Origin of the sequence: Massilia sp. WG5 (assembly GCF_001412595.2) — a bacterium.
Classification (GTDB): domain Bacteria; phylum Pseudomonadota; class Gammaproteobacteria; order Burkholderiales; family Burkholderiaceae_D; genus Telluria.
Window position 1 is genome coordinate 4,299,620 of sequence record NZ_CP012640.2, and the last position, 13,790, is coordinate 4,313,409.

The 13,790-nt window shown below is 65.1% G+C and carries 15 protein-coding genes; 9 read left to right on the forward strand and 6 right to left on the reverse strand.

The window, feature by feature from the left end; translation table 11 throughout:
• Window positions 1-33: 33 nt before the first annotated feature.
• From AM586_RS19165 to AM586_RS19175, 3 genes are read right to left on the reverse strand one after another with little or no spacing between them, the layout of a single operon-like run.
• Entirely contained in the window at window positions 34-1,218 is a 1,185-nt protein-coding gene (locus AM586_RS19165; RefSeq protein WP_052233618.1) for an ABC transporter permease, read from the reverse strand.
• Window positions 1,215-1,949, reverse strand: coding sequence for an ATP-binding cassette domain-containing protein (locus tag AM586_RS19170; RefSeq protein ID WP_052233617.1), 735 nt, complete (start codon window positions 1,947-1,949; stop codon window positions 1,215-1,217). The genes AM586_RS19165 and AM586_RS19170 overlap by 4 nt, the downstream gene beginning before the upstream one ends.
• A 12-nt stretch (window positions 1,950-1,961) precedes the next feature.
• On the reverse strand, window positions 1,962-3,410 hold the full coding sequence (locus AM586_RS19175) for an alpha/beta fold hydrolase (RefSeq protein WP_052233616.1): 1,449 nt from the start codon (window positions 3,408-3,410) through the stop codon (window positions 1,962-1,964).
• A 301-nt stretch (window positions 3,411-3,711) separates the two neighbouring features.
• Here AM586_RS19175 and rplM point away from each other — a divergent pair, with 301 nt between their 5' ends.
• The 5 genes from rplM to erpA all read left to right on the forward strand — a co-directional run bounded on the left by rplM (window position 3,712) and on the right by erpA (window position 6,793).
• The gene (rplM, locus tag AM586_RS19180; protein WP_052233615.1) at window positions 3,712-4,140 is read left to right on the forward strand and encodes a 50S ribosomal protein L13; all 429 of its coding nucleotides are present in this window, start codon (window positions 3,712-3,714) and stop codon (window positions 4,138-4,140) included.
• A gap of 9 nt (window positions 4,141-4,149) precedes the next feature.
• Window positions 4,150-4,542 (forward strand): 30S ribosomal protein S9, encoded by a 393-nt coding sequence (gene rpsI, locus AM586_RS19185; protein ID WP_028102305.1) that lies wholly within the window; start codon window positions 4,150-4,152, stop codon window positions 4,540-4,542.
• 238 nt (window positions 4,543-4,780) lie between these two features.
• A complete protein-coding gene (argC, locus tag AM586_RS19190) occupies window positions 4,781-5,818 on the forward strand; it encodes an N-acetyl-gamma-glutamyl-phosphate reductase (RefSeq protein WP_052233614.1) in 1,038 nt (345 codons plus the stop codon).
• A 126-nt stretch (window positions 5,819-5,944) separates the two neighbouring features.
• Window positions 5,945-6,361 (forward strand): polymer-forming cytoskeletal protein, encoded by a 417-nt coding sequence (locus AM586_RS19195; RefSeq protein ID WP_052233613.1) that lies wholly within the window; start codon window positions 5,945-5,947, stop codon window positions 6,359-6,361.
• A gap of 54 nt (window positions 6,362-6,415) precedes the next feature.
• Window positions 6,416-6,793: an iron-sulfur cluster insertion protein ErpA gene (erpA, locus tag AM586_RS19200; RefSeq protein ID WP_052233612.1), complete on the forward strand. Its 378-nt coding sequence runs from the start codon at window positions 6,416-6,418 to the stop codon at window positions 6,791-6,793.
• 69 nt (window positions 6,794-6,862) lie between these two features.
• Here erpA and AM586_RS19205 read toward each other — a convergent pair whose 3' ends face one another.
• Entirely contained in the window at window positions 6,863-7,498 is a 636-nt protein-coding gene (locus AM586_RS19205; RefSeq protein ID WP_052233611.1) for an NAD(P)H-dependent oxidoreductase, read from the reverse strand.
• Between the two features lie 117 nt (window positions 7,499-7,615).
• On the opposite strand from AM586_RS19205, the gene AM586_RS19210 reads away from it, so the two are divergent.
• Window positions 7,616-8,512 carry a LysR family transcriptional regulator gene (locus AM586_RS19210; protein ID WP_307163861.1) on the forward strand — a complete coding sequence of 299 codons (897 nt, stop codon included), beginning with the start codon at window positions 7,616-7,618 and terminating at the stop codon, window positions 8,510-8,512.
• Between the two features lie 23 nt (window positions 8,513-8,535).
• On the opposite strand, the gene AM586_RS19215 is transcribed toward AM586_RS19210, so the two are convergent.
• Both AM586_RS19215 and AM586_RS19220 read right to left on the reverse strand, forming a co-directional pair.
• Complete coding sequence (locus AM586_RS19215) at window positions 8,536-9,639, reverse strand: anhydro-N-acetylmuramic acid kinase (protein WP_052233609.1); 1,104 nt, start codon at window positions 9,637-9,639, stop codon at window positions 8,536-8,538.
• 136 nt (window positions 9,640-9,775) lie between these two features.
• Window positions 9,776-11,137: a peptidoglycan DD-metalloendopeptidase family protein gene (locus AM586_RS19220; protein WP_052233608.1), complete on the reverse strand. Its 1,362-nt coding sequence runs from the start codon at window positions 11,135-11,137 to the stop codon at window positions 9,776-9,778.
• Window positions 11,138-11,305: 168 nt separating this feature from the next.
• Between AM586_RS19220 and tyrS the strand changes: the two genes are divergently transcribed.
• The 3 genes from tyrS to AM586_RS19235 are packed head-to-tail and all read left to right on the forward strand — an operon-like array spanning window position 11,306 to window position 13,787.
• Window positions 11,306-12,580, forward strand: coding sequence for a tyrosine--tRNA ligase (gene tyrS, locus AM586_RS19225; protein ID WP_052233607.1), 1,275 nt, complete (start codon window positions 11,306-11,308; stop codon window positions 12,578-12,580).
• A 25-nt stretch (window positions 12,581-12,605) separates the two neighbouring features.
• Entirely contained in the window at window positions 12,606-13,064 is a 459-nt protein-coding gene (gene dtd, locus AM586_RS19230; RefSeq protein ID WP_052233606.1) for a D-aminoacyl-tRNA deacylase, read from the forward strand.
• A gap of 54 nt (window positions 13,065-13,118) precedes the next feature.
• Entirely contained in the window at window positions 13,119-13,787 is a 669-nt protein-coding gene (locus AM586_RS19235; RefSeq protein ID WP_052233605.1) for a YbhB/YbcL family Raf kinase inhibitor-like protein, read from the forward strand.
• Window positions 13,788-13,790: the final 3 nt, after the last annotated feature.

Here is a 13,790-nt window from a genome sequence, read left to right on the forward strand (position 1 = left end):
GCGTGCGTTACGTAAAGGCGTCTATTCTACGGCTTACACGGACAACACGTAGCGTTCGCTCTTCATGCGCCAGCTGGCGAAGCCGATCGCCAGCAAGGCGCCCAGCGCCGAGCAGGCGAAGGTCAGCAGGAAGGGCAGGGCGCCGACCTCGCCGCCCTTGGCCATTTCGCGCAGCAGGGTCTGGTTCGACAGCATCGGCACCATGTACATCCAGGTCGCCGTCTTGATCTCCATCATCGACACCACCACCCCGGGAATCAGCGGCACCAGCATCACGAAGCTGAGGATGCTCTGCGCTTCCTTGAAGGACCTGGCGTTCATCGCCAGCGCCACCTGCAGGCCGGCGGCGAACAGGCACAGCGGCAAGGAGGCGATGCAGATCAGCGCCAGGTCGGCCCAGTTCAGGCTCCAGGACATGCCGATCTCTTCCAGCGGCAGCCAGGACAGGATCGCGTGCGCCAGCGTCAGTTCGAGGGTGACGCCGACGATCGCCAGGGAGGCCGCGCACAGCCACTTGCCGACCACCAGCTCCCAGGCGCGGATCGGCTGCGCCATCAGCACTTCCATCGAGCGGCGTTCGCGCTCGCCGGCGGTGCTGTCGACGGCGGTCGACATGCCGCAGATGAAGACCGGCAGGAACAGCACGCCGAGGATGCTGCCGATCAGGACCGCCGAGCGCGAGGCATTGGTGCCGGTATCGAAGCGCTGCAGCTGGATCGGCGACAGCGTCGCCGGCGAGACCCCGTGCGCCAGCAGGCGCGCGCTGGCGACGTTGGCGCCGTAAGCCTCGAGCAGGTCTTCGATGTCCTTGCGCTGCTTGCCGTTTTCGTCGGCCGAGTCGTACCACAGCTCGATGCGGGCCGGGCGCATCGCCGCGTAGTTCTCGGTGAATTTGTCGGACAGGCGCAGCACCGCCGGATAGGCGCGCGTCTGCAGCAGCGCGGCGATGCCGGCCTCGTCGAGCGGCCCCGGATCCTTGACGTTGACGTTGCGCTGCTTGAGCTGGGCCATCAGCGTGGGCGCCTGGCTGGCGCCGATCACGGCGATCTCGACGCCGTCGCGCTCCGGCTTGGTGGCGCGCTTGATTTCGTGGTCCAGCAGGTAGCCGAGCATCAACGGGTACATCAGGGTGAACAGCGCCAGCAGGCCGAGGGTGCGCTTTTCGCGCAGGGTCTCGCGCAGCTCTTTGAGGTAGACGATCAGGAACTTCGGCTTCATGCGGAGATTCCTTCTTCGGTGCCGACCAGGCTGACGAAGGCGTCTTCCAGGTTGGCGATGCCGGTGCGGCGGCACAGTTCATCGGGCGCGCCCTGGGCCACGGTATGGCCTTTGGCAATGACGATCACGTCGTCGCAGAGCTGGGTCACTTCCTGCATCACGTGGGTCGCCATGATCACGCAGCAGCCGTCGGCGCGCAGCGCAGCCAGGGCCTGGCGCAGGGCCCGGGTACTCATCACGTCGAGCCCGCGGCTCGGTTCGTCCAGAAGCAGGTGGCGCGGGCGGTGCAGCAGGGTGCGCGCCAGCGCGACCTTGATGCGCTGGCCCTGCGAGAAGCCTTTCGCGCGGCGCTCCAGGATGTCGTCCATCTGCAGCAGCGCGGACACTTCCTCGATGCGTCGGCGCAGGGTCGGCCCGTCCATGCCGTTCAGCTCACCGAAATAGCTCAGGTATTCGCGTGTGCTGAGACGCTCGTACAGCCCGAACTGGTCGGTCAGGAAGCCGATGTTCCGGCGCACCGTCAGCGGATCCTTTTCCGGATCGACGCCGTCGACGGCGATCCTGCCGTGGTCGCGCCTGAGCAGCCCGACCAGGGTGCGCAGGAGGGTGGTCTTGCCGGCGCCGTTAGGGCCGAGCAGGGCGGTGATGTGGCCGTCGCGCGCGGTGAAACTGACGCCGCCGAGCGCCTGCACGGCGCCGAACTGCTTGCGTACTTCGTGGACTTCGATCATGGCAGGCTCGATTCAGGGTTGCGGCCCGGCGCTGCCGAGCTGGAAGGTCGGGGCCGGAATCTCGGCCAGGCACTTGCCGTCGAGCGGGCTGGCCGGGCGGTCGAGGAACTCGCGCAGCAGGCGCGGCGCGCAGCCCAGCTGCGAGACGCCGTGGCCGGCGTTCGCCACCACCAGCTGCTGCGCATGGGCCATGTGGCGGGCGGCGCTTTGGGCGCGGCGCGGCGGCGTCACCGGATCGAGGGCCCCGGACAGCAGCAGCGCCGGGGCCTGGATCGTCGTCGGCTCGGTGGCCGGCACGGCCGGCACGGAAAGCGTCTTGCACAGGGTCGGGATGCGGTCGGCCAGTGGCCGCGTGAGCAGCGAGCTCTCCTCCTTCATCAGCGCCGGCGTCATGCGCGGCACGTCCTCGGCGCAGACCACGGCCAGGTGCAGCAGGACCGCGCTGGAAGCGTCGCTGGAAAAGTCGTCGGCGATGTTATGGCGGGCGATGAAGGGCTCCCACCGTCCCTGGTAGGCGCTGTGGATCAGGAAAGGCAGGCGGCGGGCGTCGGCCGGCGAGTACAGGATGTTGTGCACGGTGCCGAGGAAGCGCGGGCTGGTCATCGTGAAGCTCACCGGCTGGGCGGTGCGGGGATCGGCTATCGACAGCTTCAGGCCGGCCCCGGCGCGCGCGGCCAGGGTCTCGAATTCGCTGCGCAGGTTCGGGTAGGCCTTGTGGCAGGCGGCATCGCGCTCGCACTGGGCGAACAGCTTGTCGAGCGCAGCCTGGCCGTCGCGGCCGCCGGCCGGAATCACCTGGTCCGGCGCGGCCACGCCGTCCAGCACCAGGCTGCGTACCTGGTCCGGGAAGGCGCGCGCATAGGCCTGGCCGAGGCGGGTGCCGTAGGATCCGCCCCAAACATTGATCTTGCCGTAGCCGAGCGCGCGGCGCACCTGGTCGATGTCGCGCGCGGCGGCGGCGGTGGTGTAGGCGGCAAAGGGAACGCGTTTGGCGCCGATGCAGCGGCGCAGCTCGGCTTCGAGCTCGGCGTCGCTCATGGTCTCTTCGTTGGGCGGGCTGTCGCAATCGAGCTTGCCCGACAGGCCGGTGCCGCGCTGGTCGATGAAGACGATGTCGCGGGTGGCGCGCACGCGCTTGAACGCGGCCGACAGCAGCGGCAGCACGTCGCTGCCGGCCTGGCCGGGGCCGCCGGCCAGCACGAACAGCGGATCGGGCCGGGCCGACTCGCGGAAGGCCTGCGCCACGGTCACGTGCAGCTTCAGGCTGCCGGCGCCGGCGTTGGCGTAGTCGAGCGGGACTGGAACGGACAGGCAGCGCAGCGTTTCCTCGGCGCCGGGCAGGTGGCAGTTGCGGGCCACGGGTTTGCCGGCTGGCGCGGCGTCGGGAGCAGCGCCAGCGCCGGACGCTGTTGCCGAGCACAGCAGGGCAAACAGGGCGGACAGGATCGGACGGGTTTTCACGGTGTCTCCTCTTCGATGCTGACCATAGTAGTTTGTCATTCTTTTGGCGGTCAACAAATAGTTGCAAATATGCATTAACTCTTGAATCAGGGTGGGCTTGATTGAAGCGGGTTTGCGTTGCCTCTAGCGGGAATTTGTGTGGATATGCGCCCAGGCTGACTTGACTGGAGCTGCCTGGATCAGCTATGATCGTGGGCTTTCCATTTGCTCAGGAAAAGACAATAAGGCAGAGTCCGCAGTTGGCAGCATCGGCGAGCGGAACCACCATTTGAGCATTTACACCTAGATATAGGAAGTCAACATGAAAACTTTTTCCGCTAAGGGCCATGAAGTCCAGCGCGATTGGTACGTGATTGACGCGACGGACAAAGTCCTCGGACGTGTTGCCAGCGAAGTGGCACGCCGACTGCGCGGCAAACACAAGCCAGAATTTACTCCGCACGTCGACACCGGTGACTTTATCGTCGTCGTCAACGCAGGCAAGCTGCGCGTGACCGGCACCAAGGCCACCCAGAAGACCTACTACCGTCACTCGGGCTACCCGGGCGGTATCTACGAAACCAACTTCCTGAAAATGCAACAGCGTTTCCCGGGCCGCGCCCTGGAAAAGGCCGTCAAGGGCATGCTGCCGAAGGGCCCGCTGGGCTACGCCATGATCAAGAAGCTGAAGGTCTACGCGGAAGCTACCCACCCGCACGCAGCCCAGCAACCGCAAGCACTCGAATTCTAAGGAACTGACATGATCGGTAACTACAACTACGGCACCGGCCGTCGCAAGAGTGCAGTCGCCCGCGTCTTCATCAAGGCAGGCACCGGCCAAATCATCGTGAACGGCAAACCGGCCGCCGAGTACTTCTCGCGCGAAACCGGCCTGATGGTCATCCGTCAGCCGCTGGAACTGACCGGCAACGTCGAGCGTTTCGACATCAAGGTCAACGTGCATGGCGGCGGCGAGTCCGGCCAGGCAGGTGCAGTGCGCCACGGCATCACCCGTGCACTGATCGACTACGACGCAGGCCTGAAGGGCGACCTGGCACGTGCCGGTTTCGTCACCCGTGACGCCCGTGAAGTCGAGCGTAAGAAAGTTGGTCTGCGCAAAGCACGTCGCGCAAAGCAATTCTCGAAGCGTTAATCGATACAGCAGCGCCTCTGCGCTGCTGTCGAAAAGAAGCCGCCCGCTGCAAAGCCGGCGGCTTTTTTGTTTCCTAAAACCGGGGTCAGACTCCGATTTTTGGCAAAAGCCATCGGGCTATTTCCAAAAACGGGAGTCTGACCCCGGTTTGATTTTGCGCAGGTGGGGCAGGGTCGCGGTGACGCTGCTAAAATTGCAGGCTCGTGCTCGCAGGGGCTATTTTTACTAAGGAAAGAACATGATCAAAGTTGGCATCGTTGGTGGTACCGGTTACACGGGCGTGGAACTGCTGCGTCTGTTGTCAGCCCATCCCGAGGTGCAGCTGACCGCCATCACCTCGCGCAAGGAAGACGGCCTGCCGGTGGCGGACATGTTCCCGTCGTTGCGCGGCCACGTCGACCTGGCCTTCTCGAGCCCCGACAAGGCCGACCTGAGCCAGTGCGACGTGGTGTTCTTCGCCACCCCGCACGGTGTCGCCATGGCCCAGGCCCCGGCCCTGCTGGCCGCCGGCGTCAAGGTCATCGACCTGGCCGCCGACTTCCGCCTGAAGGACCGCGCCGCCTTCGAAAAATGGTACAAGATGGAACACACCGCGCCCGAGCTGATCGAGGAAGCGGTGTATGGCCTGCCGGAACTGAACCGCGAAGACATCAAGAAGGCGCGCCTGATCGCCAATCCGGGTTGCTACCCGACCACCATGCAGCTCGGCTTCGCCCCGCTGCTGAAGGCCGGCCTGATCGATGCCGGCAACCTGATCGCCGACAGCAAATCGGGCGTCTCCGGCGCCGGCCGCAAGGCCGAGATCGGCACCCTGTTCTCGGAATCCAGCGACAACTTCAAGGCCTATGGCGTGGCCGGCCACCGCCATACCCCGGAGACCTCGGCCCAGCTGCAGCGCTACACCGACCAGAAAGTCGGCCTGATCTTCACGCCCCACCTGGTGCCGATGATCCGCGGCATGCACTCGACCCTGTACGCGCGCCTGACGAAGGAAATCGACAACGCCGCCCTGCAGGCCCTGTTCGAAGATGCCTACCGCGACGACGAGTTCGTCGACGTCATGCCTTTCGGCTCGCACCCGGAAACCCGCTCGACGCGCGGCTCGAACATGCTGCGCATCGCGCTGCACCGCCCGGACGGCGGCGACACCGTGGTGATCCTGGTGGTGCAGGACAATCTGGTCAAGGGCGCCGCCGGCCAGGCCGTGCAGTGCATGAACCTGATGTTCGGCGTGCCGGAAAACATGGGCCTGAAGCAGATCGCCCTGCTGCCCTGAGGCCGAGCGCGCCCTTCGCGCAAGGGTTGTCGACAAGATGCAGATCAAGGCAGGCAGTGTTGAGCACGGTAAATTGACTGTTGCACTACTGCACTTGGCGACATGCCACTACGCGAGGGGACTACCATGTTCGGTCGTAATGCAAAAAGCGAAATCGACAGCCTGATCGGCATTTCTGCGCGCATCGAGGGCGACCTGGTATTCACCGGCGGCCTGCGCATCGACGGCGAGATCCACGGCAACGTGATCGCCGGCGACGCCGCCGCCGACAGCGTCCTGATCGTCTCCGAGCACGCGCGCATCGAGGGCGAGGTGCGCTGCGCCAACCTGGTGGTCAACGGCTATATTGCCGGTACCGTCCGTTCGACGGAGCTGCTTGAATTACAGCCGAAAGGCCGCATACATGGGGATGTCCATTACCGTCTGCTGGAAATGCACGGCGGCGCCCTGGTGACGGGCAAGCTGACCCACGAAGCGGCCCCGGCGCCGGCTGCCGAGCCGGTGTTTCATTTAGGCGTGGCGGCGGAAGGGGCGTCAGCATGACTGCCGCCAACCGTCTATAATGGACGAAATCCGAATTCAATCAGGAGTTTATCCATGACCGCAGTCGCCGAATTGCATCGCTCGCAAGAGCAGGACACCATGCCATCGCCTATCAACTTCACCGACAGCGCGGCGCAGAAGGTCGCCCAGCTGATCGAGGAAGAGGGCAATCCCGACCTGAAACTGCGCGTGTTCGTGCAGGGCGGCGGTTGCTCGGGCTTCCAGTACGGCTTCACCTTCGACGAGATCATGAACGACGACGATACCGCGATGGAAAAGAACGGCGTCACCCTGCTGATCGACTCGATGAGCTACCAGTACCTGGTCGGCGCCGAAATCGACTACAAGGACGACCTCGAAGGCGCCCAGTTCGTGATCAAGAACCCGAACGCCACCTCGACCTGCGGCTGCGGTTCGTCGTTCTCGGCGTAATCGTCCGCTCCAGGCATGAAAAAAGCCGCCTCGGCATTGCCAGGCGGCTTTTTTGTTTTCGCAAAGAGCTCAGTTCACCTCGGTGACGAACTGCTCGAGCGGGCGGCGTACCTTCGGCAGGTTGACCAGCCAGTCCTGCTCGGCCTTGCGGTAGCCCAGCGGCAGCATCACCACGCTGCGCAGGTGGCGCTCACGCAGCTTCAGAATGCCGTCGACGGCGGCCGGGTCGAAGCCTTCCATCGGGGTCGCGTCGACGCCCTCGAACGCGGCCGCGATGACGGCCGCGCCGAAGCCGATATAGGCCTGGCGCGCCGCGTGCTCGAAGTTCACCTGCTCGCCGCGGCCCGGATAGGTCGACAGCAGCTGCTGGCGATACGCTTCCCAGCCCTCGTTGCGGAAACCACGCACTTCATTGGTCAGGTCGAACATGTGGTTGATCCGTTCCGCCGTGTAGTCGTCCCAGGCGGCGAATACCAGCAGGTGCGAGGCGTCCGTGACCTGGGCCTGGTTCCACGCCACTTCACGGATCTGCGCGCGCAGCGCCGGATTCTTGACGACCAGGATTTCGTAGGGCTGCAGGCCGGAAGAGGTCGGCGCCAGGCGGGCGGCCTCGATGATGCGGTCGATCTTGTCCTGCGCGACCGGGAGGGTCGGGTCCATCGCCTTGGTGGCGTAGCGCCATTGCAGTTTATTCAGTAATTCCATTGGTGATCTCTTTAATCATGGGGCAGGCATTGTATTTGATCTTCAGCAGGCAATAAACTAGGCGCCCAGCAAATGATTTGTTCGTGAGAGGTGAGAATGGCGCGCAGGTTTGATCACTTGTCCGATGTCGAAGTCTTGCTCAGCGTGGTCGAGCATGGCTCGTTCAGCGCTGCCGCTGTCGTGCTGTCGACGACGGCGTCGGTATTGAGCCGTGCGGTGTCGCGGCTGGAGAGCCGCCTGGGTGCCCAGTTGCTGCGCCGTACAACGCGCAGTCTGAGCCTGACCGATGCCGGTCAGCGCTATGCTGACGAAATGCGCGTTGCCTTTGCCCGCATCGAACAGGCCGAGCAGGCGATCCGCAGCACGACGGAGCAATTGAGTGGCAAGGTAAGGATGAGCGTGCCCACCAGTTATGGCAAGCAACGTCTTCCCGCGCTGCTGGCTGCCTATGCGCGCGCCTATCCGCTGGTCGCGCTCGAGGTGGACATCAGCAACCGCAACGTCGACCTGGTGGCGGAAGGCTTCGACCTGGCCATCCGTTCGGGCCCGATCCCGAGCAGCAGCATGGTGGCGCGCACGCTCGAAGTATCGCCCTTGTGCCTGGTTGCGTCGCCGGACTACCTGGAGGCGTGCGCGCCCCTGTGCGGCCTGGCGGACCTGGCGCGCCAGCGCTGCATCGCCTTCATCCGCCCCAGTACCGGCCGTGTGATTCCCTGGCACCTGCGCGACGACGGGCGCGACATCGACTGGGTGCCGCCGGCCGCCGTCACCGTGTCGACCGATGCCATGGGTATCGTGTGGCTGGCGGAGCAGGGGATGGGGATTGCGCTGTGTCCGCGCATCTTCGCCGAAGACAGTCTGGCCGCCGGCCGCCTGGTCGAGGTGCTGCCCGGCCTTGGCGGACGCATGCGCACCTTTTCCGTGATCTACCCGGCCCACCGCGGGCTGTCGGCGGCCTCGCGTGCATTGATCGAGATGCTGGTGGCGAGCCACGCGCAGGCAATCGCCGCCTGACGGACTGCGCTTGCTGGCTGTAATCAGGCCGGGTACAGCGCCCCCAGCACCCGCAGCCCGCCCGCCCCCGTCACCGCCGGCAGATTGCCCGGCTGGCGCCGCATGAAGCGGTAGCCCAGCCAGGCGAAGGCCAGGGCTTCGACCCGGTTCGGCGCCACACCCAGCTCCTCGGTCGACTTGACCGGGATCCCGCCGCCGAGCGCTTCTTCGATGTCCCGCAGCAGCACGCCGTTATAGGCGCCGCCGCCGCACACGTACACGGCCTGGGCGGGCTGGCCGGCGGTCGATTCCTGGATCGCGTGCGCGATCGAGACCGCCGTCAGCCGCGTCAGGGTCGCCTGAACATCGGCCGGCGCCAGGCCGGGGCGTTGCGCCAGCTTCGCATCCAGCCATTCCGCATGGAACAGGTCGCGGCCCGTGCTCTTGGGCGGCGGCTGGCGGAAATAGGGCTCGTCCAGCAGGGTCCCCAGCAGTTCCCGGTCGACTTTGCCGGAAGCCGCGAAGGCGCCATCTTCGTCGTAGGGCTTGCCGGTGTGGCGCGCAACCCACAGATCCATCAGCACATTGCCGGGGCCGGTATCGTAGCCGCTCACCCGGCCGTCGCCGTGCAGCACGCTGATGTTGCCGATGCCACCGATATTCACCACCACCCGCACCGTCTTCGGCTTGCCGAACCGCGCCTCATGAAAAGCCGGCACCAGCGGCGCGCCCTGGCCGCCGGCGGCGATGTCGCGCGTGCGGAAGTCGGCGATCACGTCGAGGCCCGTCAGTTCCGCCAGCAGGGCCGGATTATTGGTCTGGCGCGTGAAGCCCAGCTCCGGGCGGTGGCGGATCGTCTGGCCATGCACGGCCACCGCGCGCACCGGACCCGGCGCCTGGGCCAGCAACTGCTGCACGCAGTCCGCATAGCAGCGCGCCAGGGCATTGGCGGCCAGCGCTTCGCGCTCCAGTTCGTTGGGACTGGCGGCCTGCAGCGCCATCAGTTCGACGCGCAGATCGGCGGGGAAGGGAGTGAACGCGGCCTGCAGGGTGCGGATACCGCGGCCGCCGAAGTCGGCCAGCACGCCGTCGACGCCGTCCAGGCTGGTGCCGGACATCAGGCCGATGTAGAGGGAAGAAGCGGGCATGATCTGTGTATGATTAGATGGGGTCAGAGCCCACCCGAGAAAACCGGGATCTGACCCCCGAAGTTGCCGAAAGAAAAACGCCTTGCACTGTGCAGTGCAAGGCGTTTCATTCTATCTGCGAATCGGCTGAGGACGCTTAGCGGGCAGCCATTGCGTTGCCGGCCGGGTTCAGCAGCGAGAAGCGGTGCGACATCTCGGTGGCGGCCATGCGGAAGCGCGACAGTTCGCCGCTGTTCAGCGGCTGCGCCTGCAGGTTCTTCAGCTTCATCGGATCGGTTGCTTCGCCGCCGATACGGAATTCGTAGTGCAGGTGCGGGCCGGTGGCCCAGCCGGTCGCGCCGACGTAGCCGATCACATCGCCCTGGTGCACCTTCTCGCCGCGGCGCAGGCCGCTGGCGAAGCGGCTCATGTGGCCGTAGGCGGTGCTGTAGTTCGACCAGTGCTTGAGCACGACCATGTTGCCGTAGCCGTTCGAGACGCCGGCGAAGTCGACGGTGCCGTCGCCGGCAGCGCGGATCGGGGTGCCCATCGGGGCCGCCATGTCGATACCCTTGTGCTGCTTCCAGACATTGAACACCGGATGCACGCGCATCGAGAAGCCCGAGGAGATGCGGGTGAAGGCGACCGGCGACTTCAGGAAGGCTTTCTTCAGCGACTGGCCGTCCAGGCCGTAGTAGCCGCCCTGGTGCGACTGCGGGTCTTCGTACCAGACCGACTGGTAGGCCACGCCGCGGTTGATGAATTCGCCGGCCAGCACGCGGCCGGTGCGGACCATTTCGCCATCCTGCCAGAAGGTTTCGTAGACGACGTTGAAACGGTCGCCGCGCTTCAGGTCGGAGCGGAAGTCGATATTGGTCGAGAACATCTCGATGATCTGGTTGACCACCGTATCCGGGATCTGGCCGCCGTCGACGTTGGCGTCGGTGGCGGCATACAGCGAGGTGCTGATTTCACGCGAACGCATTTCGATGCGGCGCTCGAGTTCGGCCGGGGCCTTGGTGACGACGAACTTGTCGCCCTTGCGGCTCACGGTAACGGTATTGAACTGGTCCTTGTCGACGGCGATCGTGGCGCGCAGCGACAGCAGCAGGCCGTTCTCGTCGGTCTCGGCCTGGATGCGCTTGCCGGTCTTGAGGGAGAGGATGCTGCGCGCCAGCTTGTCGCTGCGAACGAAAGCAGCTGCCTGCTGGTCGTCGATGCCAAGGCGGGTGAAGATGGAGCCCAGGGAATCGCCCGGACGGATGCGCTCTTCGTGGATGAATTCCTGCTGGTCCTGCTGCAGCGCGGCGATCTGGTCGGCCAGGTTCGGCAGCTGCAGGTCTTGTGCGATGGACTTGACAGGGATGTCGGAGGCGTCCGGTGCGATCGGGGCAACTGCAGTCGCGCCGAAAGCACAGAGGGCCAGGGCAGCGGCGCCACCCGCGATGATGCGGGTTTTACGGCTGGTCTCTGCGAGACCGAACCAGCGCTTACCGGTGATTTTCTGTATTGGGTTCATGCAATCAGTTAAAATTTACCGCTTCACCGTCCCACGACCACGACTTTTTCTTTTTGTTTTATTACTTGTTGTCTGTGAAACTTTTCATGCGGCAAGATTGACGGGATCGCGAATTATATCAAAATACGGGGTCCTACAACCGTTTTAGCTATACTCCTACAAGAATTTATGACTTCTGCTGAGCTTTCTGGTAATGCCAAAACTGCAACTTCCGCCGGGGCCGCGGCTCTTCCCTTGAGCGATGCCGTCCAGGAAGCCCTTGCGATCACCAAGCGCGGTGTCGACGAACTGCTGATCGAGAGCGAATTCGCCCAGAAACTGGCGCGCTCCGAGCAAAGCGGCACGCCGCTGCGCATCAAGCTTGGCCTCGATCCGACCGCGCCCGACCTGCACCTGGGCCATACCGTGGTGCTGAACAAGCTGCGCCAGCTGCAGGACCTGGGCCACCAGGTGATCTTCCTGATCGGCGACTTCACCTCGATGATCGGCGACCCGTCGGGCCGCAACGTGACCCGCCCGCCGCTGACCCGCGAGCAGATCGAGACCAATGCGCAGACCTATTTCAAGCAGGCCTCGCTGGTGCTCGACCCTGCGCGCACCGAAATCCGCTACAACTCCGAGTGGTGCGACCCGCTGGGCGCGCGCGGCATGATCCAGCTGGCCTCGCGCTACACCGTGGCGCGCATGATGGAGCGCGACGACTTCACCAAGCGCTACAAGAGTGGGACTCCGATCTCGGTGCATGAGTTCCTGTATCCGCTCATGCAAGGCTATGATTCGGTCGCTTTGAAAGCAGACCTTGAGCTAGGTGGAACGGATCAGAAATTCAACCTCCTCGTCGGTCGTGAGTTGCAAAAAGACTACGGCCAGGAGCCGCAGTGCATCCTGACCATGCCGCTGCTCGAAGGCCTGGACGGCGTCGAGAAGATGTCGAAGTCCAAGAACAACTACATCGGCATCACCGAGCCGGCCAACACCATGTTCGGCAAGCTGATGAGCATCTCGGACGTCATGATGTGGAAGTACTACGAGCTGCTGTCCTTCCGCTCGATCCAGGACCTGGCGCTTCTACGCGCCGAGGTCGAGGGCGGGCGCAACCCGCGCGACGCCAAGGTCGCGCTGGCCCAGGAGATCGTGACCCGCTTCCACTCGGCCAAGGCGGCCGAGGACGCGCTGGCCGACTTCGTCAACCGCTCGAAGGGCGGGATCCCGGACGACGTCCCCGAAGTGAGCCTCGGCGGCGCCCCGCTGGGCCTGCCCCAGCTGCTGCGCCAGGCCGGCCTGTGCGCCTCCAGCTCGGAAGCGATGCGCATGATCGACCAGGGCGGCGTGCGCATCGACGGCACGGTCGTGTCCGACAAGGCGCTGCAGGTCGAGGCCGGCACCTTCGTGCTGCAGGTCGGCAAGCGCAAGTTCGCGCGCGTGACCCTGGCCGCCGCATGATGCGGCTTGCAATGATCGGCTTGCAATGATCGGCTTGCTACAGCGGGTCACCCAGGCCAGCGTCGCCGTCGACGGCGAAACCATCGGCGCCATCCGGCATGGGCTGGTGGTGCTGGTCTGCGCGGAGAAGGGCGACACCGAGCGCGAAGCCGACGCCCTGCTGGCGAAGCTGCTGGGCTACCGCGTCTTTTCCGACGCCGCCGGCAAGATGAACCGCAGCGTCACCGACGTCGAAGGCGGCCTGCTGCTGGTGCCGCAGTTCACGCTGGCGGCCGACACCCGCTCCGGCACCCGGCCCTCGTTCTCGCCGGCGGCCGCGCCGGACGTCGGGCGCCGGCTGTTCGACCATGTCGTGCGCCAGGCGCGCGAGCGTCACGGTAATGTCGGGACCGGCAGATTCGGCGCCGATATGCAGGTGTCGCTGACCAATGACGGTCCAGTGACTTTCTGGCTTCGTATTGATCCACCCAAGGTTTCTGATTGAAACCGTTGCGGGCGGCGTCGGTCAATCTTACAGGTGCGAATGGAGGGTAGGGCGATGAACATCTGGAGCGATTCCTTTACCGAGGGCGGTCCGATCCCGCCGCGCTGCGCGTTCGCCGAGATCGATCCCGGCCGCCATGTCAAGCTGTCGAGCAACCGCAGCCCGCACATCGCCTGGGACGACGTGCCGGCCGGCGCCGAGTCGCTGGTGCTGCTGTGCCACGACCTCGACGTGCCGACCGACGGCGCCGACGTCAACAAGGAAGGCAGGACGGTGCCGGATGCCTTGCCGCGCACCGACTTCTATCACTGGTCGCTGGTCGACATCCCGGTCGTCCTGGACTCCTTCGCCGAGGGCCTGTTCTCGGACATGGTGACCCCGGGCGGCAAGAGCGGGCCGCTGGTGCCGTTCACGATCAAGAACGGCACCGAGCACCAGCTCCGCCACGGCATCAACGACTACACCAGCTGGTTCGCGAACGATCCCGACATGGTCGGCGAGTACTACGGCTACGACGGCCCCTGTCCACCCTGGAACGACGAACGGGTGCATACTTACGTGTTCACGCTGTATGCGCTCGACATCCCGCGCCTGCCGCTGACCGGGCGCTTCACCGGCCGGGAAGCGCGCCTGGCCATTACCGGCCATATCCTCGACGAGGCCCGGATCTACGGCGTGTATTCGCTGAATCCGGACATCGCCGCCACCATCATCGACAAGTAATAA